The following is a 17,481-nucleotide window of genomic DNA, read 5'->3' as shown; positions in this document are numbered from 1 at the left end:
TTTTAGTAAGACTCGCTACACTGTGCGATCTAAACACCTTAAATGATAGGTGTTGACACAAGAGGAGTCTTAAAAGCGACCCATATTTTCCACCTTACCGCCCTAACCGCATTTGCCAGGCCACTGACAATAAACACGCTAGCAACGATATCTTGTGGAACTGGAAGTATCTGAAAGCTCAACACAACGGCGAAAATCGTGCTCACGATGCTCAGCTTTTCAAGCCATGGTAATGCAGGGGTTCGTGGTGTCTGTGTGCCATTCGCGGTAAACATAGGAAAGACTCGTCCACCCATAATGCACATGACTAGAGTCACCAACAGCACCATGCTTGTGCTAGCTTGTGAAATTAAGATTGGCTGCTGAAATAGAACACCATAGTGCATCGCCGCATTGGCAAAAGTCATTAGCAGCAAAATGGGAACGAACAATAGATTTCGCCAAAGTTTCACACTGACAATATTGTGAGCAAGATAAATGACAGCGATAGGCAAAAACAGTAAATCGAGCCCAGCCACCAACCAAGGGCTAAAGACATTAGGTAGGAACATGGCTATTCTCGCACACAGCCAGATAACCAGAAGTATCATTAACCCACGTCCGTTAATACTGCGGACACCTGTCCAATTTTGTACGGCCGTCAGTAAAAAACCAACCACGACAGTGGCTGCAAAGCCAAATAACATTTCATGAATATGCCACCACATTGCTCCGCCATAAACATTCAGAGTTGCGCTACCATTCCAAAACGCGGCCCAACCAACTAGAGCTGCAACGCTAAAAAGTGATGCAAACAAAAAAAACGGTCGAAACGCGAGCTCAAAAAATGCCGTCATTGAAACGCCATTGTTAGGGGGTTGATTTAAATCTTTCATCATCGTAAACCTAGTGAGTAAACAAAACTTGCTTACTTAAATAACGTCAACCGCCAAAAGTTGCCCTAGTTTGTAGCTGTGCCCTTCGCCGAGGAGATCTTGCAAGCTATAAGCGTCTAAGCATTTGTAAAAACACTCTTGAGCTTCAGCAAAGATTGTTTTCAATTGGCAATTTGGTGTAATAACACAGCTATTATCCTCGCCAAAACACTCAACCAAGTTACGCTTGTCTTCTAACTCTCGAACTAACGTACCGATGTTGATCTGACTTGGATGGCAACTGAGTTTCAAACCACCATTTTTTCCTCTTGTAGCGATCAGGTGCCCTTTGAGGTTGAGTTGCTGAACGATCTTCATTAAGTGGTTTTTAGAAATACCATAACTGTTAGCAATGTCGCCGATGGTGCTAAGAGATTGGTTGTTGATCGCTAAATAGATCAGAACGCGTAGGGAATAATCAGTGTAACGTGTGATATGCATGTTGGGATATTTCACTCTATAAGATGTATTTATTATGAATCTTATGAGTAATAAAGGCAAGTTAACCTAATGAGGAGTAGTGGCTAAGCACCAAGAAGCTAAGGCTGCGATCTTAATGACGTTTCTCACATCTGTTGTATGAGATCCTAGCTCCATCTTCCTTTCTCAAACGAGATCTAATCCTCTAAGTCGAAGCGATCAGAAACATTTTTCGATATATTTTCACTCTGACAATATAAAAACACACAAACTTGTTCATAAAAAAAGCAGTCAGTTAATAAAGGTATTTACAAGCGAATCACACCACTATATTATACGCGGCACTGGAGGGATGGCTGAGTGGTCGAAAGCACCGGTCTTGAAAACCGGCAACCGTTAATAGCGGTTCTAGGGTTCAAATCCCTATCCCTCCACCACATTAAAGAAAGCCGCTGAGAAATCAGCGGCTTTTTTGTATCTGGAGATCACGGAGCTCAACGGTTCAGCTATTCACAGCCAATGCAGCGTTGAGTAACTGCATATGAATGGGCACCAAGTCTTGATGTTCAGTTCGATATCCGCCACCGACTACGCATGCCATCGGAATAGACTCTGATTTCGCTAATTCAATCATCAAACAGTCGCGCTCAAATATCCCTTGTGTCGAGACATTCAAATAACCCAGTTCATCGTCTTGATGGATATCGATCCCCGCATCATAAATAATCAGATCAGGTTGATGGTGTGCGATCGCCAGCTTAGTGACTTGTTCAAAACAACGCAAAAACTCCTCATCTTTAGTTTCACGGCTTAACGGCACATCTAAATCAGACAGTGGTTTTCGTGCAGGAAAATTTTTGTCGCAGTGGAACGACAAAGTAATTATGTCGTCATTCTCTTGGCAAAGAGTCGCTGTGCCATCGCCATGGTGAACATCACTATCGACGATCAACACTTTATCGATATGTTCAAAGGTCAGCGCATGCTTAGCCGCCAAAACCAGATCATTCAACAAACAAAAGCCGCTACCAAAATCATGGTGTGCGTGATGATAACCACCACTCAAATGAATCGCTAAACCACTCTCTACTGCCATTTCAGCGGCCAAGCAGGTTCCACCACTTGAATAGAGTGTTCTTTCTATAAGCTGTTCGCTCCACGGAAAACCGATACGTCTCATTTTTGCTGCAGGCAAATTTCCAGAAACTAGCAAATCGACATATTCACCATCGTGTACCTGCTTTACTTGTTTTACCGAAACAGGCATTGGCTGGAACATTTCGAATGCATTACCCCATTTTGGATCGCTATCCATGTGGTGCTTCACAGCACTGTGCAACAGTTGATATTTATTGATTGGATAACGATGCCCTTCTGGTAAAGGCAACTGAGAATAAATTGGATGGTAAATTAAAGGAGTCATAGATCGGGCGTATTACGTATCAATCTCAAAATCATAACAGTCTCAGACTTGGCGACAACCTTAATTAATGATAATAGTTATCATTACCTTTAATTAATTCCAGAGACAACAATGAAAAACGTAATACTCATCTGTGGTGTGATCTGTGGCTCGATGGCTGCAGTAATGATTTTTGTAGGAATGCTAATGGCCAGTTGGTGGACCGTTGATTTTCTCGTGTTAAGCCATCAAACTTAACTAATTGAACTGAAAAGGAATCACCATGAGCGTTATTTTTATTACTGGAGCGAACCGCGGCATAGGCTTAAGTCTGACTCAACAATACTTGAAAGGTAATCACAAGGTGTACGCAACTTACCGTGACGCCTCTTCAGCAACAGAACTGCTCTCACTCGCAGACCACAGTAGCAACCTGACCTGCATTCAATTAGAAATAACCGATTATCAAGCAGTAGAACAACTCCCCTCGCAAATAGAGTCGATTGATATCTTGATCAACAACGCTGGCTACTATGGCCCTAAAGGTTACGGTCTGGGTAATACCGATGTCGAAGAGTGGCGTCGTGTATTTGAAATCAACACAATTGCCCCATTGAAGCTTGTCGAGACTCTATTACCTCTTATAGAAAGTAGTGACGTCAAAAAGATCGCCTGTCTTTCATCTAGAGTGGGTAGCATGTCTGAAAACACATCAGGCGGAGGCTACATCTATCGTTCATCTAAAGCGGCTCTTAACTCAGTTGTGAAGAGTTTAAGCAACGACTTGACCGATAATGGCTTTACAGTGTTAGCGTTACATCCTGGTTGGGTACAGACGGAAATGGGCGGCCCTAATGCTCTTATTGATACAGAGACTTCGGCTCAAGGCCTTGTGACTGTAATAGAGTCATCGAATACTGAAGTGAGTGGTCACTTCTTTAATTTCGATGGTAGCGAAATAGACTGGTAGCCGTCACATGGTTCGTCGCGTGATCTCAAGCTTACTCGTACGTTCAACACTGTTGTGTCTAACAATGGTGCTCACTGGATGTTTCGATGACAGCCCACAGAACTATTTCGACGACTATCAGACCAAAATCGCCAACGTGCAAGATGCTGACGAGATACAGGAAGACTGGGAGCTCGAAAGCTTACCGAGAAAGCGAGAACTGTTTATTGAAGTTCCTTCGCTCTCTATCGGGCTCATAGACAGTTATCAACTTCGGCAATGTGGATTATTCAACCTGATTGCAGAAAGAAACTCCGTACTTGGAAAAGTCGCCGACGAGTTCCGAAATTACGATTATCAAGTCGCTCTACTGGAAGGTGTTGGTCATTGTTTATCTAATAACGAATTAGAACCAGAGATCGTAGAATTACTCAGAGAAATCGAGCAACAGAAACTCGCACAATTTCCACTGCACCAATGGAATCTCATCTATGCCAGTGAAGCTATGCAGTCGCAAATGCGTGGTAGCCAGTGGTTACGTGCTGATATTGGCGATCAAGTTCGACAGACAAGTGACGCGCTAGAGCACATAAATCAAGCGTTAAACACACCGCTCGTTTCCGGCAAGACTACTGAGGTTCAAGAAGGATTAGAGAAGAGTTCGACGCTTGGGGATTTGTACTACTCACTATCTAGTGCTTCGGCAGAGCTTGATACCATCACCCAGCAGCTGACTACTTTTGACGCCAACATCATCTGTGGGAAGCAACGAGACACGACTAAGTTTCGCTATCTCAACAATGTGTTCGAACAACAGTATATTGACAAGGTTCAGCCTTACATGGCCCAATTGGATGGCTACTATCAGCACCTAGCCCCCCAACTTGCTATGTTTGACGCACAGCCTGAGCTACACAGTTATCACTTTCCCATCAAAGATGCGCATCAAGCCTTTCGATCATCCACTCGGCGCCATGTCGACTATTGGCAACAGCTGTTTAAGCGCTGCGGACGCAAGGTTGGGCGTTAAGTCTAATATCGCCAATAAGCAGCGGTTTGCTCTCAGTTCCTAGCTTTTAGTGCCTTTCTTAGCATAGGTACCTTTCTTGGCATACGTACCTTTGTTGGCATAAGACTTCGCACCACCGCCTTTACGACGTTTAAAAGCTGGTCTTTCGACTTTAGGAAGATGGCGCAAAGATTCAGGGACTTCACCCGTTTTTACCTTGCCCATCAAACCGTCGATCTTGCTTTCTAACTCTTGCATGAAGGGTTGATACGCTTGATTTCGTTCAGCCATGCCTTGCAACTGATGCTCCCAGTGAGCGGTCATGTCGGGAAAGGTCGAGTCCTCAGGCAAGGCATTAATCAAACCTCTCCCCGCAGGGCTGCTATGAATGCTTTTACCTTGTCGAGTTAGTAGCTGTCTTTTGAACAAAGTATCTAGAATGCCCGCACGAGTTGCCTCTGTTCCAAGGCCATCGGTCTCTTTCAAAATGGCTTTAAGGTCTTTGTTCGCGACAAAGCGCGCGATACCTGTCATCGCTTGTAGCAAGGTCGCTTCCGTGAAGTGCTTTGGTGGTTCGGTTTTCTTATCACCAATAATACCTTCACGACACGTCAACACCGTTCCTTTATCCAATGGAGGAACCGTATCTGTACCATCGCCTTTCTCTTCGGTGTCCGTTTTCCCCATCAACACCTTCCAACCTGGGCTAATAAGTTGTCGCCCTTTTGCGATGAACACACCACCAGCGATATCAAAAACCAACTTAGCATCCGCAAAAACAGCCGGTGGGTAGAACTGCATCAGATATTGGCGGGCGATTTGCTGATAGATTTTCATCTCATTAGCAGATAGGCCATTCACCGCTGATTTCTTCGGCGTTGGGATTATCGCGTGGTGAGCATCGACCTTACTGTCGTTCCATGCTTTGGATTTAAGAGAAAGATCCGCGCCTTGCGCACCACTTTGCAGCTCTTTCGCATTGTTGGCGATAGCATCGACTACTGACTCTCGTTGCGAATAATGATCTTTAGGTAGATAGCGGCTGTCAGAACGCGGGTAAGTGATGAGTTTGTGTTTCTCATACAATGACTGACAAGTGTCGAGAACCTGCTGAGCACTCATACCAAAACGCTTAGACGCGTCAATTTGCAAAGCTGACAACGAATAAGGCAGTGGCGCAGCTTGTTTACTTTGCTTTTGCTCTGATTCTGTCACCGTCGCGGGTTGATTCGCAATTCGGTTAGCAACGTTCTCAACCAGTTTTCGATTGAGCACCCGGCCTTCTTCATCTTGCCATGGCTTACATGCTTCGCTTGGTTTCCAACGCGCTCGAATATCAAAGCTCTGGCCGTTGTTTTGGTAAGGGATCAGCGCATGCAGAGTGAAGTAATCTTTCGGAATGAAGTTTTCGATCTCTTCATCACGCCTTACGACCAAACCAAGTACAGGCGTTTGCACTCGCCCTACCGACAACACGCCTTGGTAACCCGCCTTTTGACCAAGCAAGGTGTAAGCTCGGGTCATGTTCATGCCATACAGCCAATCAGCTCTAGAGCGCGCCAATGCAGAAATAGACAGTGGAATAAAGTCTCGGTTACTGCGCATCTGAGAGAGCGCACGCTTTACCGCTGGTAAGTTCAAATCGCTGATCAGTAGCCTATCCATCGACTCTTTCTTAGCCTTGGATACTTTGCAGTAATCAATCACTTCATCAACTAGCAACTGCCCTTCTCTATCCGGGTCACCCGCATGGACAATTTGGGTCGCGTCCTTCAATAGCTTTCGGATCACCGTAAGCTGTTTACTTGAAGTCTTACGCGGTCTCAGCTGCCATTGCTCTGGCACAATAGGAAGATCAGCGAGGTTCCATTTCTTGTAACGGTCGTCATAAGCGTCTGGCTCAACCTGCTCCAATAAGTGTCCAATACACCAAGTCACCACATCTCCATTGCCACATTTGATAAACCCTTGGTCTTTCTTTTGTGGATTAGGTAGTGCGGCGGCGATCGCGCGGCCTAGGCTTGGTTTTTCAGCAATAATAAGGCGAGACATGTTTTTCCAGATGCTACAAACAATTAGGGCCACATTATCTAATGTGGCCCCTAGAAATCAAGGAAAACTGGTTGTTTATACAGTTAGCATTCAACAATTCGTTGTGTCGTTGTTTTACTGACGAGATCTATAAGAACTCAACGAACTTTGAGAAGTCACGCTCTGGTACTTTCATTGGCGTACAGCCCAGAGTGCCTAGGTATAGGAAACCAACAATTTCGTCATCGCCTTCTAGGCCGAAAGCTTGGTGAACTTCTGGGTGGAACATCCATTTACCTGAACGCCAAAAACCTTGGAAGCCTTGTGCGACTGCGGCCATTTGCATGGCTTGAGCTGCACAACCTGCAGAAAGGTGTTGTTCGAACGCAGGCACTTTCTCATGCTCGGTCACTTTAGCAATCACGGTGATGACCATTGGAGCTCGGAACGGCGCTTTCTTTACTTTCTCAATCACCGCTTCTTCGCTTTCGTCCGCTTCAGCAGCACGCACCAAGATATCAGAGAGCTTCTGTAATCCTGAACCTTGTGCGATAACAAAGCGCCATGGTGTCAGTGCGCCGTGGTCTGGAGCTCGTAAACCTGCTTTGATAATGTTTTCTAACGCGACACCTTCAGGTGCTGGATCAGAGAGTTTTGCGATAGAGCGTCTGTTGAGCAATAGATCCAAAGCATCCATTTGAAGTCCTTACTAATTTTTATTGTTTGTATAATTGAACTGTAGCACAGAACACAAACGATAATAAATCTCAACGGCTGTCTATTTGAAGCAATATTTGAAACGACACTAGAAACAACAAAGGCCCCTAAATCTATGACTTAGGAGCCTTATTTATCTGTCTAGTCCAAGCTTAGTTACCCGTCTAGTTCAGCTTATTGAACTTTCTGATTCAAACTTATCAAACGAGAACATTCTGTTTGTTGTTAAAGCTTAATAGCTAACTCAACACCTTGGCGAATAGCACGTACCGCATCAAGTTCACCCGCGTAATCAGCACCACCGATCACGTGAAGTTTGCCACCAAACTCTTGCCACATATCTTCAAACGGGCGAACAGAAACTTGACCCGCACACACGATAACGGAATCGGCATCGAGTACCTGATCTTTCTTACCAACGCTGATGTGCAGACCTTGATCGTCAATCTTGTTGTAGCTCACGCCACCAAGTAAGTTCACACCACGTTTTTCTAATGTGCGTTTATGAATCCAACCTGTAGTCTTACCTGGACCTTTACCGACACGACCCGCTTTACGCTGCATCACCCAAACCGTTTTATCACTGAACGAATCAGGATAAGGATAAAGTCCACCTGGGTGCTCCATATTCTTATCAATGCCCCACTCATGCAGCCAATCGTCCAAGCTATGAGAAGTCGGCTCTGTCAGCATAGTTGCCACATCAATACCAATACCACCTGCACCAACAATCGCGACTTTTTCGCCTACTGGTGTCTTTTCACGAATCAAGGTTTGATAGTCGACTACGTTTTCTTGATCTATCCCTTCAATATCAAGCTTTCTGGGTTCAACACCAGCAGCCATCACGACTTCATCGTACTTCAACAACATCTCAAACGTCGCTTCAGTATCCAGTTTTAAGTTCACGCCTGATGCATCTATTTGGTTAGCAAAGTAACGAATCGTTTCTCTGAACTCTTCTTTACCCGGAATCTGCATTGCCAATCTAAATTGTCCACCGATGCGGTCATTTTTCTCTATCAGATCAACCTTATGCCCACGCTGTGCCAACGTTGTTGCACAAGCTAAACCTGCTGGCCCAGCACCGACGACGGCAATGGTTTTGGTTGCTTGAGCTGGTTGCACAACAATTTCAGTTTCGTAACAAGCGCGAGGGTTCACCAAGCAGCTCGCTCGTTTGCCTTTGAATACGTTATCAAGACACGCTTGGTTACAACCGATACAGGTGTTAATGAACTGCGCTTGGTCTTGAGCGGCTTTATTAACAAAGTCAGGGTCAGCCAAGAATGGACGAGCCATTGATACCATGTCGGCCTGTCCTGAACTGAGGATACGTTCGGCCTCTTCTGGCGTGTTGATTCGGTTACACGTCACCACTGGGATCGACACGTATGGTTTTACTTTTTCCGTCACCCAAGAGAATGCCCCTCTTGGAACTTGTGTCGCAATAGTTGGGACACGAGCTTCATGCCAACCAATACCGGTATTAATAATGGTCACGCCCGCTTCTTCTAGCTTCTGAGCCAGAAGTACAACATCTTCGAATGTGCTGCCTTGCTCAACCAAATCCAGCATCGATAAGCGGAAAATAATGATGAAATCTTTACCCACCGCTTCGCGAATCGATTTAACGATCTCTAGTGGGAAACGCATACGCTTCTCGTAAGAACCGCCCCATTCGTCATAACGCATGTTGGTACGTTTACAGATAAATTGGTTAATCAAGTAACCTTCGGAGCCCATGATCTCTATGCCGTCATAGCCAGCAACCTGAGCTAGCTCTGCACTGTTGGCAAAAGCACCGATGGTCTTTTTAATTTGACGAGGGCTCATCTCACTCGGTGCAAACTTAGCGATTGGCGCTTTGATGCCCGAAGCACTTTGCGCGAATGGGTGCATGGCATAGCGGCCAGCATGTAGCAACTGAAGGGCAATCTTACCGCCGTGCTTATGCACGGCCTCGGTAACAACTTGGTGAGCTTTAGCGTGCTTAACTTTACTGAACTCAGCACTAAATGGGGTCAATCTGCCACGTAAATTAGGAGAGAAACCACCGGTAACAATAAGGCCAACGCCTCCTTTTGCTCGCTCTTCATAAAACGCGGCAAGCTTGTGGAGGCCTTCTTTATTTTCTTCTAAACCCGTGTGCATTGATCCCATCAATACACGGTTACGTAACTGAGTAAATCCAAGATCGAGTGGTTCGAGTAAATGTGGGTACATGGCAGACATCACTTCTATTATTATATCCTCGTGGTCAGACCACAATATAACTCAATCACCAAAAGTTCAAACAACTGTTTACATTTTTGTAACACCGATCATAATGCAGGACGTATTAATCGTTCAGAAACCCCTAATATGACTACACTTAATGAGAATATATATCGATTAGCAATTCTTGGTGTAGTTTGAGCTAGGGAATTATCGTAGGATATCAAGCAGTTCATATTATTGAGATTAATGGTACTACAGCTTGTTAAAGCGACGTGATCTCACTGCGGAGACAGAATGAAAAAAATATTCAAATTTATAGGCATGATCTTTAAAGGGATTTGGAAGCTCATCACGTTTGTGCGTCTTGCGCTGGTTAACCTTTTCTTTTTACTCAGTATCGCCATCATCTACTTTGTATACTTCCACTCAGACACAACTCAACCCACTGTTCCACAGGAATCGGCTTTAGTGCTTAACCTGTCTGGTCCTATCGTGGAGCAAAGTCGCTATATCAATCCGATGGATTCAGTCACGGGTTCACTGCTTGGCAAAGACCTTCCAAAAGAGAACGTCCTGTTTGATATTGTTGAAACGATTCGCTACGCCAAAGACGATGACAAGGTAACTGGTATCGTTTTAGCACTCAAAGAACTGCCAGAAACCAATCTGACCAAGCTTCGCTACATTGCTAAAGCGCTCAACGAGTTCAAAGCAACTGGCAAACCAATTTATGCGGTGGGTGACTTTTACAACCAAAGCCAATACTACCTAGCCAGCTACGCAACTAAAGTCTTCCTATCACCAGATGGTGGGGTTCTTCTTAAAGGCTACAGTGCTTACTCGCTATTCTACAAAACTCTATTAGAGAAGCTTGACGTAAATACACATGTATTCCGCGTCGGTACTTATAAGTCTGCAATCGAACCTTTCATTCGCGACGATATGTCAGACGCAGCGAAAGAGTCAGCTTCTCGTTGGTTGGGTCAACTGTGGGGAGCATACGTTGATGACGTAAGCAACAACCGCCAGATCGATGCTAAAACCTTGAACCCAAGCATGGACTCTTTCTTAAAAGACCTTGAGTCGGTTGATGGCGATATCGCAAAACTGGCAGAGAAGCTTGGTTTAGTTGACGAACTGGCAACTCGCCAACAAGTTCGTCTAGAGCTCGCAGACGTCTTCGGCAGTGACGGTCAAGACAGCTATAACGCGTTGGGGTACTACGAGTACCGTACAACCATGCTTCCTGACCTAACAAGTGAATCGCACGATGTCGCTGTAATTGTCGCTAGCGGCGCAATTATGGATGGCAAGCAGCCACGTGGCACCGTTGGTGGTGATACCACGGCCGCCCTACTTCGCCAAGCGCGCAACGACGACAAAGTAAAAGCGGTTGTACTTCGTGTAGACAGTCCAGGTGGTAGCGCATTTGCTTCAGAAGTTATCCGCAATGAAATAGAAGCGATCAAGCAAGCTGGTAAACCTGTTGTGGTTTCTATGTCTAGCCTGGCTGCTTCTGGTGGTTATTGGATCTCGATGGGCGCAGACAAGATTTTGGCTCAACCAACCACACTAACAGGCTCGATCGGTATCTTCAGTGTTATCACGACCTTTGAGAAAGGCTTGAACGATATCGGCGTTTACACCGATGGCGTTGGCACCTCACCTTTCTCAGGTCTTGGTATTACAACAGGGCTTAGCGAAGGCGCGAAAGACGCGTTCCAAATGGGCATTGAAAACGGATACCGCCGATTCATCAGCCTAGTTGGAGAAAATCGCGGTCTGGAAGTCGATGCTGTCGACAAGATTGCTCAAGGTCGAGTATGGACAGGCCAAGATGCAATCGAGAAAGGTCTAGTCGATGAAATTGGTGATTTTGATGATGCGATTACAGCTGCGGCTTCACTTGCAGAGCTTGAGACCTACAACATTTACTGGGTAGAAGAGCCTCTTTCAGCCACTGAACTATTTATTCAAGAATTTATGAACCAAGTTCAGATGTCGATAGGCCTTGATATTCAGTCAATGATTCCAAGCAGTTTACAGCCTGTTACTCAACAGTTAGCTCAAGATAGCCAACTGTTAGGTAACTTTAACGACCCACAAGGCCGATATGCTTTTTGCTTAAACTGCCAAGTTCAATAAGATAAGCTCAACGCTTTGTTATCAAGAGGCGCCTCTGTGTGAGGCGCCTCTTTTTATTGCATGATAATTCGCTATAATCGCCCCCCTGTTCCCTATATCACACTAAGTATTAATCGCCATGGAAAGAAAACACATCTATATCGCGTATACCGGCGGCACAATTGGCATGCAGAAGTCTTTGGACCACGGCTATGTCCCAGTCGCAGGTTTTATGGATAAGCAGCTAGCTGGCATGCCTGAATTCCATCGCCCAGAAATGCCTGAGTACACCATTCATGAATACTCTCCATTAATGGACTCTTCAGATATGACGCCACTTGATTGGCAGACTATCGCTGATGATATTCGCGCGAACTACGATAAGTACGATGGTTTCGTTATCCTGCACGGTACAGACACCATGGCTTACACCGCCTCAGCTCTGTCATTCATGTTAGAAAACCTCGGCAAACCTGTGATTGTTACGGGCTCACAGATCCCATTAGCAGAATTACGTTCAGACGGACAAGCAAACCTGCTTAATGCTCTGCACATTGCAGCGAACTATCCGATCAATGAAGTGACACTGTTCTTCAACAACAAGTTGATGCGCGGTAACCGCAGTACAAAATCACACGCAGATGGCTTCAATGCGTTTACCTCTCCAAACCTAACCCCATTGCTAGAAGCGGGTATCAATATCCAGATCAGCAATAACGTTAAGGTAAACGAACAACCTGAAGGTGCTTTCAAGGTTCATAACATTACTCCGCAACCCATCGGTGTAATTACAATGTACCCAGGAATCTCGCATGAGGTGATTCGCAACACGCTACTACAGCCTGTAAATGCAATGATTCTGCTTACTTTTGGTGTTGGTAACGCACCGCAAAATCAAGAACTACTTCAACACTTAAAAGATGCCTCAGAGCGAGGTGTGATTGTGGTGAACCTAACTCAGTGTTTGGCAGGTAAAGTCAACATGGGTGGTTACGCGACGGGTTGTGCACTAGCAGAATCGGGCGTTATCAGTGGTTACGATATGACACCAGAAGCAGCACTGGCGAAATTACATTATCTATTGAGCCAAGATTTAAGCTACGAAGAAGTGAAGGCTCAAATGCAACAAGTGTTACGCGGTGAGATGAGCTTATAAGCCTATCCTGCGATTCGTTTAGCCGAGGGCTTACCTTTAATCAAGCCCCTCACGTAAACCTGAACTAAATCGTATTATTGTTTATAAATAAACAGCTTAACAGTAAAAAAGGGGTGGCACTGTGCCACCCCTTTGTTGTAATTTAAGCCTAATGATTAGGATTAACTCTAACAATATCTTCTTGGTCGGACTTAAACTGCTTCTTTAGTTCAGACTTTGATTTAAAGCTAATTTCTCCGCCGGCTGCAATTGTCATATGTTGAGCTTCAGAGTTATGTTTCGATTGATACAACATAACCGCCTGCATACACGAGTCGCGCTGTTCTTTAGAGAGCGCCGTTCCTTCTGGCCATTTCCCCGTTTCAACTGCATAGTTTAAACGTTCGTAGACCTCGGGGGTCATTGCGCTAAGAAGTTGTTCTGCATCCATGGTAAGGCCTTAGTTTTAACAATTTTCACCAGAAAATAACCCGTATCAGAATTGAGTCAAGAACCTGACTGAAAATAAGTGTATTTGATCACAAGTGAAGGAATATGAAAATTATGAAATGGTTGGTACTAAGCCTATTGCCTTTCACTCTGGTTGGGTGTTTTGACGGGAACAAAAATACCGCTCAATTGTGCGAAAGCAACCCGTGGCTTCAGTGTGAAAAGTTAAATATGAACGACGGACAGTGCCGTGTCGCACGTACCGACCTCGTCTGGCATCGATTTGAAGCAAAAGAAAACCCCAGCGATACCAATAAGATTAAAGAGTTCGAATTAGTCTCTGCCTACAAAAAGTGTTTAGAACTTGCAGCACAAATTGAAACGATTGATCAATCCAAACTTCAAGAACGTCGCTTCATCTCCTTAATGAATAGTATCGAAGAGTCTGAGCGTATTGTTGATGAACTCTCGCGATCAAATACCCCGGAAACGCTTTATTTTATGTGGTCACAAACTGGGGATACCAACGCAAGACGCAGTTTCCTGCAATTAGAAGGGACAGAAGCATTAAACACAGCAGAGATGCAATATGCGCTAGCCACTTTTTATACTACCCGTGACCATGAAAAAACGCTTAAGCTACTCAACAATGCGTTAACGCTTTCTAATGGTTCGAAGGTCAACACCGAGATCTTCAAATCGATGGCGAGTATCAACCACAGCCTTGGGCATATGGAAAAGGCGTACGTGTGGGCCATGGTAGCGAAAGAGTTTGATGTACCTATTGCTTCGGAAGCAGAACTTACCGTGTTGTACCGTTTCGATGAGTCAACATACGAACAACTGAATCAAGACGCGGACAATATAGTAGAAGCTATTGAAGATGAGGTTTACAGCTCTTCAATCGTCCCTCGTTACTGATCGCACTGTTCTCGTTTTCTAGTCCAAACGTTCTATTCACGAGCTTTCAAAAAAAACAGCTACCATCATGGTAGCTGTTTTTGTTTGTGCTAGAAATAACTCTGAAATACTGAGCTATTGAGCGGTTCAGTACCACTCAATCAACAAATACGCCTGTAAGGATTAGACAATTGTGACAAGTTATTTGGTACTTTCGTCATTTTTGTTGAAAATTAACGACACAGAATTAACACAGAACCGTTCACCGGTTGTCTTCGGACCATCAGGAAAAACGTGACCTAAATGGCTATCACAAGCGGTACAACGGATCTCTACACGCTTCATTCCGTGACTTAGATCTTCTATATAGCGTACTGCTTCATCATTCACTGGGGCATCAAAGCTTGGCCAACCGCACCCTGAATCATATTTGTTATCCGACAGAAACAAAGGGCTTTCACAGCATGTGCAGCTATAGACACCCATCTTATGGTTGTGCAGTAACTTACCGCTATATGGGGCTTCGGTACCACGTTGACGACACACAGAAAATTCATCGTCCGTTAGGCGTTCACGCCAGTATTCATCAGGCTTTATCATATTTCCTCCCTTTTGAATCACGTTAATATCTCTCCACATTATCAGTTATTATATTTACTTTTTTCTATAAAGGCTTGCATATGAGTCGTTTTGTAGCACATACTTTCTCACCAGGAAACATTGTACATATACACTCATAAGTGAATCATCATTTAGAGGTATTTTACCCAACTGGAAGGGTACAGAGCCACTCGCAATGGTCAATTTTCAACCACTTACACCCAATTGTTAAGAAAAGCGTCGCTTTTTTTTGACATTAAACAAGTTAAGTCGGATTATCTATTGCAGATGTATACTGGATTCTGTAATTTTACTACCAGTTATCTTTAATCAGAAATTAAGTTGTGGAGCAACTACAATGACTATCAAAGTAGGTATTAACGGTTTTGGCCGTATCGGCCGTTTCGTATTCCGCGCAGCTCAAGAGCGTGCAGACATCGAAGTAGTAGGTATTAACGATCTAATCGACGTAGAGTACATGGCATACATGCTTAAGTACGACTCAACTCACGGCCGTTTCAACGGTACTGTTGAAGTTGAAGGCGGTAACCTAATCGTTAACGGTAAAACTGTACGTGTTACAGCTGAGCGTAACCCAGAAGACCTTAAGTGGGATGCTATCGAAGTAGACGTAGTTGCTGAAGCAACTGGTCTTTTCCTAACTGACGAGACTGCACGTAAGCACATCACTGCTGGCGCTAAGAAAGTAGTTCTTACTGGTCCTTCTAAAGATGCAACTCCAATGTTCGTAATGGGCGTTAACCAAGCATCTTACGCTGGTCAAGACATCGTTTCTAACGCTTCTTGTACTACTAACTGTCTTGCACCTATCGCTAAAGTACTTAACGATAAGTGGGGCATTGAGTCTGGTCTTATGACTACAGTTCACGCTACTACAGCAACTCAAAAAACTGTAGATGGCCCTTCTGCTAAAGACTGGCGCGGTGGCCGTGGTGCTTCTCAAAACATCATCCCATCTTCAACTGGTGCTGCTAAAGCTGTAGGCGTTGTTCTTCCAGAACTAAACGGCCTTCTAACTGGTATGGCTTTCCGTGTTCCAACTGCTAACGTATCTGTAGTTGACCTAACTGTTAACCTAAAAGAAGCTGCATCTTACGAAGAAATTTGTGCTGCAATGAAAGAAGCTTCTGAAGGCGAAATGGCTGGCGTTCTTGGTTACACTGAAGACCAAGTAGTATCACAAGATTTCATCGGTGAAGTTCAAACTTCAGTATTCGATGCTAAAGCTGGTGTTGCTCTAACTGACAAATTCGTTAAAGTTGTATCTTGGTACGACAACGAAATCGGTTACTCAAACAAAGTTCTAGACCTAATCGCTCACATCTCTAAGTAATTTCTTTTTAGAAATAGCTTTAGATAAGCATTAGCGAAGACTGTTTTGAGCAGACTTTGAAAAAGGCGACCTTAGTGTCGCCTTTTTAATACCTGCTATCTTTTAAACAACTTCCGACTTCAATCCCGATCACCAAAACACTGAAATTCAATTCCAATACTGACTCTGCTTGTCACTCATAAAATCACAAGCACCCTAGCTCTAGTCAGCATTTGAATTCAATTTCCTTAGAAGGATCATGTAATGGATTTATCTACTCTACCTGCACTGGCGGTACTTTCTAACAACGTCACTATCGTTGAGCACGAAGGTGTAAAACTAGTTCGTGTTATCCACGATAAAGCAAACGCAGCGATTTCGTTGTTTGGCGGTCATGTGGTGTCATTTCAACCACAAGGTCAAGAAGACCTAATTTGGATGAGCCAACAAGCTAAATTCGACGGCAAAACGGCTCTGCGTGGTGGTATTCCAGTATGTTGGCCTTGGTTTGGTCGCATTGCAGCCCCAGCGCATGGTTTTGCACGTTCAAGCGAATGGCAATTAGTTGAGCACCGTGAAAGCGAAGCTGGCGTTATTGTTAGCTTAGGTCTGAAGCCAAGCGAAGAGACGCTAGCAGTATGGCCTCATCAGTTTGATGCACGTTTGAATGTTGAGATCGGCGAGCAGCTAAAAATAACGCTGGACGTGAAGAACACTGATTCTCAGCCATGGACTTTCTCTGGTGCACTGCACACTTACCTAAACGTTGGCGATATTCACAACACAACCACAACGGGTATGGGTGCTGAGTACATTGATAGCCTACAAGGTGGCAAGATCTGCCAAGGTGGTGCTGAACTGGTACTGACTGACACGATTGACCGCGTTTACACGCAACCAGAAGCGCAAATCTTTGTTGCTGACAAAAAGCTGGATCGCACGCTAACGGTTGAAAACCACGGTCATAACTCCGCAGTACTGTGGAACCCGTGGGCGGAAGGGGCTGCAGGTATGGGCGACATGCAAGACGACGGTTACCTAACCATGATGTGTGTCGAGTCAACACTGCACGCACCAAGCCTAGAAGCAGGCAAAACGTTACAGCCTGGTGAAAGCCACCAGCTGATTACGGTGATTGCTTCGAAATAAGCTTAAAGCTAGGCCAATTAGATTCGAAAATGCAGCCCATGAGCTGCATTTTTATTGCCCTAACCATCTCTATCTCTATCTCTATCTCTATCTCTATCTCTATCTCTATCTCTATCTCTATCTCTATT

15 protein-coding genes, 1 tRNA gene and 1 pseudogene are annotated in these 17,481 nt (G+C 44.7%); 9 read left to right on the top strand and 8 right to left on the bottom strand.

Translation table 11 applies throughout. The features are described from left to right. Positions 1 to 56 precede the first annotated feature (56 nt). Both AB6D80_RS18170 and AB6D80_RS18165 read right to left on the bottom strand, forming a co-directional pair. Positions 57 to 875: pseudogene (locus AB6D80_RS18170) on the bottom strand (NnrS family protein); the annotation flags it as partial. Between the two features lie 36 nt (positions 876 to 911). Next, positions 912 to 1,355 (bottom strand): Rrf2 family transcriptional regulator, encoded by a 444-nt coding sequence (locus tag AB6D80_RS18165; RefSeq protein ID WP_009848694.1) that lies wholly within the window; start codon positions 1,353 to 1,355, stop codon positions 912 to 914. 325 nt (positions 1,356 to 1,680) lie between these two features. On the opposite strand from AB6D80_RS18165, the gene AB6D80_RS18160 reads away from it, so the two are divergent. Next, positions 1,681 to 1,771: transfer RNA gene (locus AB6D80_RS18160), tRNA-Ser, on the top strand. Positions 1,772 to 1,836: 65 nt separating this feature from the next. Here the strand turns inward: AB6D80_RS18160 and AB6D80_RS18155 are convergent. Further along, complete coding sequence (locus tag AB6D80_RS18155) at positions 1,837 to 2,757, bottom strand: histone deacetylase (protein WP_372189209.1); 921 nt, start codon at positions 2,755 to 2,757, stop codon at positions 1,837 to 1,839. Between the two features lie 111 nt (positions 2,758 to 2,868). Between AB6D80_RS18155 and AB6D80_RS18150 the strand changes: the two genes are divergently transcribed. Genes AB6D80_RS18150 through AB6D80_RS18140 form a run of 3 tightly spaced genes read left to right on the top strand, consistent with a single transcriptional unit; the run spans position 2,869 to position 4,715 of the window. Continuing rightward, positions 2,869 to 2,994, top strand: a complete 126-nt coding sequence (locus AB6D80_RS18150; RefSeq protein ID WP_269146598.1) for a hypothetical protein — start codon at positions 2,869 to 2,871, stop codon at positions 2,992 to 2,994. Between the two features lie 25 nt (positions 2,995 to 3,019). Further along, positions 3,020 to 3,706, top strand: a complete 687-nt coding sequence (locus tag AB6D80_RS18145) for an SDR family oxidoreductase (protein ID WP_372189207.1) — start codon at positions 3,020 to 3,022, stop codon at positions 3,704 to 3,706. A gap of 7 nt (positions 3,707 to 3,713) precedes the next feature. Next, positions 3,714 to 4,715 carry a DUF3080 domain-containing protein gene (locus tag AB6D80_RS18140; RefSeq protein WP_372189205.1) on the top strand — a complete coding sequence of 334 codons (1,002 nt, stop codon included), beginning with the start codon at positions 3,714 to 3,716 and terminating at the stop codon, positions 4,713 to 4,715. Between the two features lie 39 nt (positions 4,716 to 4,754). On the opposite strand, the gene AB6D80_RS18135 is transcribed toward AB6D80_RS18140, so the two are convergent. From AB6D80_RS18135 to AB6D80_RS18125, 3 genes are all read right to left on the bottom strand, one after another. Further along, positions 4,755 to 6,746 (bottom strand): DNA topoisomerase III, encoded by a 1,992-nt coding sequence (locus tag AB6D80_RS18135; RefSeq protein ID WP_372189204.1) that lies wholly within the window; start codon positions 6,744 to 6,746, stop codon positions 4,755 to 4,757. A 127-nt stretch (positions 6,747 to 6,873) separates the two neighbouring features. Continuing rightward, entirely contained in the window at positions 6,874 to 7,422 is a 549-nt protein-coding gene (locus AB6D80_RS18130; protein ID WP_372189202.1) for an NAD(P)H nitroreductase, read from the bottom strand. 245 nt (positions 7,423 to 7,667) lie between these two features. After that, positions 7,668 to 9,677 carry an NADPH-dependent 2,4-dienoyl-CoA reductase gene (locus tag AB6D80_RS18125; protein ID WP_029224084.1) on the bottom strand — a complete coding sequence of 670 codons (2,010 nt, stop codon included), beginning with the start codon at positions 9,675 to 9,677 and terminating at the stop codon, positions 7,668 to 7,670. A 279-nt stretch (positions 9,678 to 9,956) separates the two neighbouring features. On the opposite strand from AB6D80_RS18125, the gene sppA reads away from it, so the two are divergent. Next, complete coding sequence (gene sppA, locus AB6D80_RS18120; protein WP_017099418.1) at positions 9,957 to 11,807, top strand: signal peptide peptidase SppA; 1,851 nt, start codon at positions 9,957 to 9,959, stop codon at positions 11,805 to 11,807. A 118-nt stretch (positions 11,808 to 11,925) separates the two neighbouring features. Beyond that, positions 11,926 to 12,942 carry an asparaginase gene (gene ansA, locus AB6D80_RS18115; protein ID WP_012603507.1) on the top strand — a complete coding sequence of 339 codons (1,017 nt, stop codon included), beginning with the start codon at positions 11,926 to 11,928 and terminating at the stop codon, positions 12,940 to 12,942. A gap of 148 nt (positions 12,943 to 13,090) precedes the next feature. On the opposite strand, the gene AB6D80_RS18110 is transcribed toward ansA, so the two are convergent. Next, positions 13,091 to 13,372 carry a YeaC family protein gene (locus AB6D80_RS18110; RefSeq protein ID WP_009848655.1) on the bottom strand — a complete coding sequence of 94 codons (282 nt, stop codon included), beginning with the start codon at positions 13,370 to 13,372 and terminating at the stop codon, positions 13,091 to 13,093. 113 nt (positions 13,373 to 13,485) lie between these two features. Here AB6D80_RS18110 and AB6D80_RS18105 point away from each other — a divergent pair, with 113 nt between their 5' ends. After that, positions 13,486 to 14,292: a DUF2989 domain-containing protein gene (locus AB6D80_RS18105; RefSeq protein ID WP_029225310.1), complete on the top strand. Its 807-nt coding sequence runs from the start codon at positions 13,486 to 13,488 to the stop codon at positions 14,290 to 14,292. Positions 14,293 to 14,472: 180 nt separating this feature from the next. Here the strand turns inward: AB6D80_RS18105 and msrB are convergent, their stop codons facing one another. Beyond that, complete coding sequence (gene msrB, locus AB6D80_RS18100) at positions 14,473 to 14,910, bottom strand: peptide-methionine (R)-S-oxide reductase MsrB (RefSeq protein ID WP_372189200.1); 438 nt, start codon at positions 14,908 to 14,910, stop codon at positions 14,473 to 14,475. Between the two features lie 319 nt (positions 14,911 to 15,229). Here msrB and gap point away from each other — a divergent pair, with 319 nt between their 5' ends. After that, positions 15,230 to 16,225: a type I glyceraldehyde-3-phosphate dehydrogenase gene (gene gap, locus AB6D80_RS18095; protein ID WP_009848658.1), complete on the top strand. Its 996-nt coding sequence runs from the start codon at positions 15,230 to 15,232 to the stop codon at positions 16,223 to 16,225. 243 nt (positions 16,226 to 16,468) lie between these two features. Continuing rightward, positions 16,469 to 17,353: a D-hexose-6-phosphate mutarotase gene (locus tag AB6D80_RS18090; RefSeq protein WP_372189198.1), complete on the top strand. Its 885-nt coding sequence runs from the start codon at positions 16,469 to 16,471 to the stop codon at positions 17,351 to 17,353. Positions 17,354 to 17,481 lie beyond the last annotated feature (128 nt).

The organism is Vibrio sp. 10N.247.310.17, assembly GCF_041466605.1.
GTDB lineage: Bacteria > Pseudomonadota > Gammaproteobacteria > Enterobacterales > Vibrionaceae > Vibrio > Vibrio tasmaniensis_A.
This window is presented reverse-complemented; position numbering and strand designations above follow the sequence as displayed.

Excerpts from the sequence above, each read along its gene's own strand:
- AB6D80_RS18165 (WP_009848694.1), bottom strand. The coding sequence starts at position 1,355 with ATGCATATCACACGTTACACTGATTATTCCCTACGCGTTCTGATCTAT.
- AB6D80_RS18155 (WP_372189209.1), bottom strand. The coding sequence starts at position 2,757 with ATGACTCCTTTAATTTACCATCCAATTTATTCTCAGTTGCCTTTACCA.
- AB6D80_RS18150 (WP_269146598.1), top strand. The coding sequence starts at position 2,869 with ATGAAAAACGTAATACTCATCTGTGGTGTGATCTGTGGCTCGATGGCT.
- AB6D80_RS18145 (WP_372189207.1), top strand. The coding sequence starts at position 3,020 with ATGAGCGTTATTTTTATTACTGGAGCGAACCGCGGCATAGGCTTAAGT.
- AB6D80_RS18140 (WP_372189205.1), top strand. The coding sequence starts at position 3,714 with ATGGTTCGTCGCGTGATCTCAAGCTTACTCGTACGTTCAACACTGTTG.
- AB6D80_RS18135 (WP_372189204.1), bottom strand. The coding sequence starts at position 6,746 with ATGTCTCGCCTTATTATTGCTGAAAAACCAAGCCTAGGCCGCGCGATC.
- AB6D80_RS18130 (WP_372189202.1), bottom strand. The coding sequence starts at position 7,422 with ATGGATGCTTTGGATCTATTGCTCAACAGACGCTCTATCGCAAAACTC.
- AB6D80_RS18125 (WP_029224084.1), bottom strand. The coding sequence starts at position 9,677 with ATGTCTGCCATGTACCCACATTTACTCGAACCACTCGATCTTGGATTT.
- sppA (WP_017099418.1), top strand. The coding sequence starts at position 9,957 with ATGAAAAAAATATTCAAATTTATAGGCATGATCTTTAAAGGGATTTGG.
- ansA (WP_012603507.1), top strand. The coding sequence starts at position 11,926 with ATGGAAAGAAAACACATCTATATCGCGTATACCGGCGGCACAATTGGC.
- AB6D80_RS18110 (WP_009848655.1), bottom strand. The coding sequence starts at position 13,372 with ATGGATGCAGAACAACTTCTTAGCGCAATGACCCCCGAGGTCTACGAA.
- AB6D80_RS18105 (WP_029225310.1), top strand. The coding sequence starts at position 13,486 with ATGAAATGGTTGGTACTAAGCCTATTGCCTTTCACTCTGGTTGGGTGT.
- msrB (WP_372189200.1), bottom strand. The coding sequence starts at position 14,910 with ATGTGGAGAGATATTAACGTGATTCAAAAGGGAGGAAATATGATAAAG.
- gap (WP_009848658.1), top strand. The coding sequence starts at position 15,230 with ATGACTATCAAAGTAGGTATTAACGGTTTTGGCCGTATCGGCCGTTTC.
- AB6D80_RS18090 (WP_372189198.1), top strand. The coding sequence starts at position 16,469 with ATGGATTTATCTACTCTACCTGCACTGGCGGTACTTTCTAACAACGTC.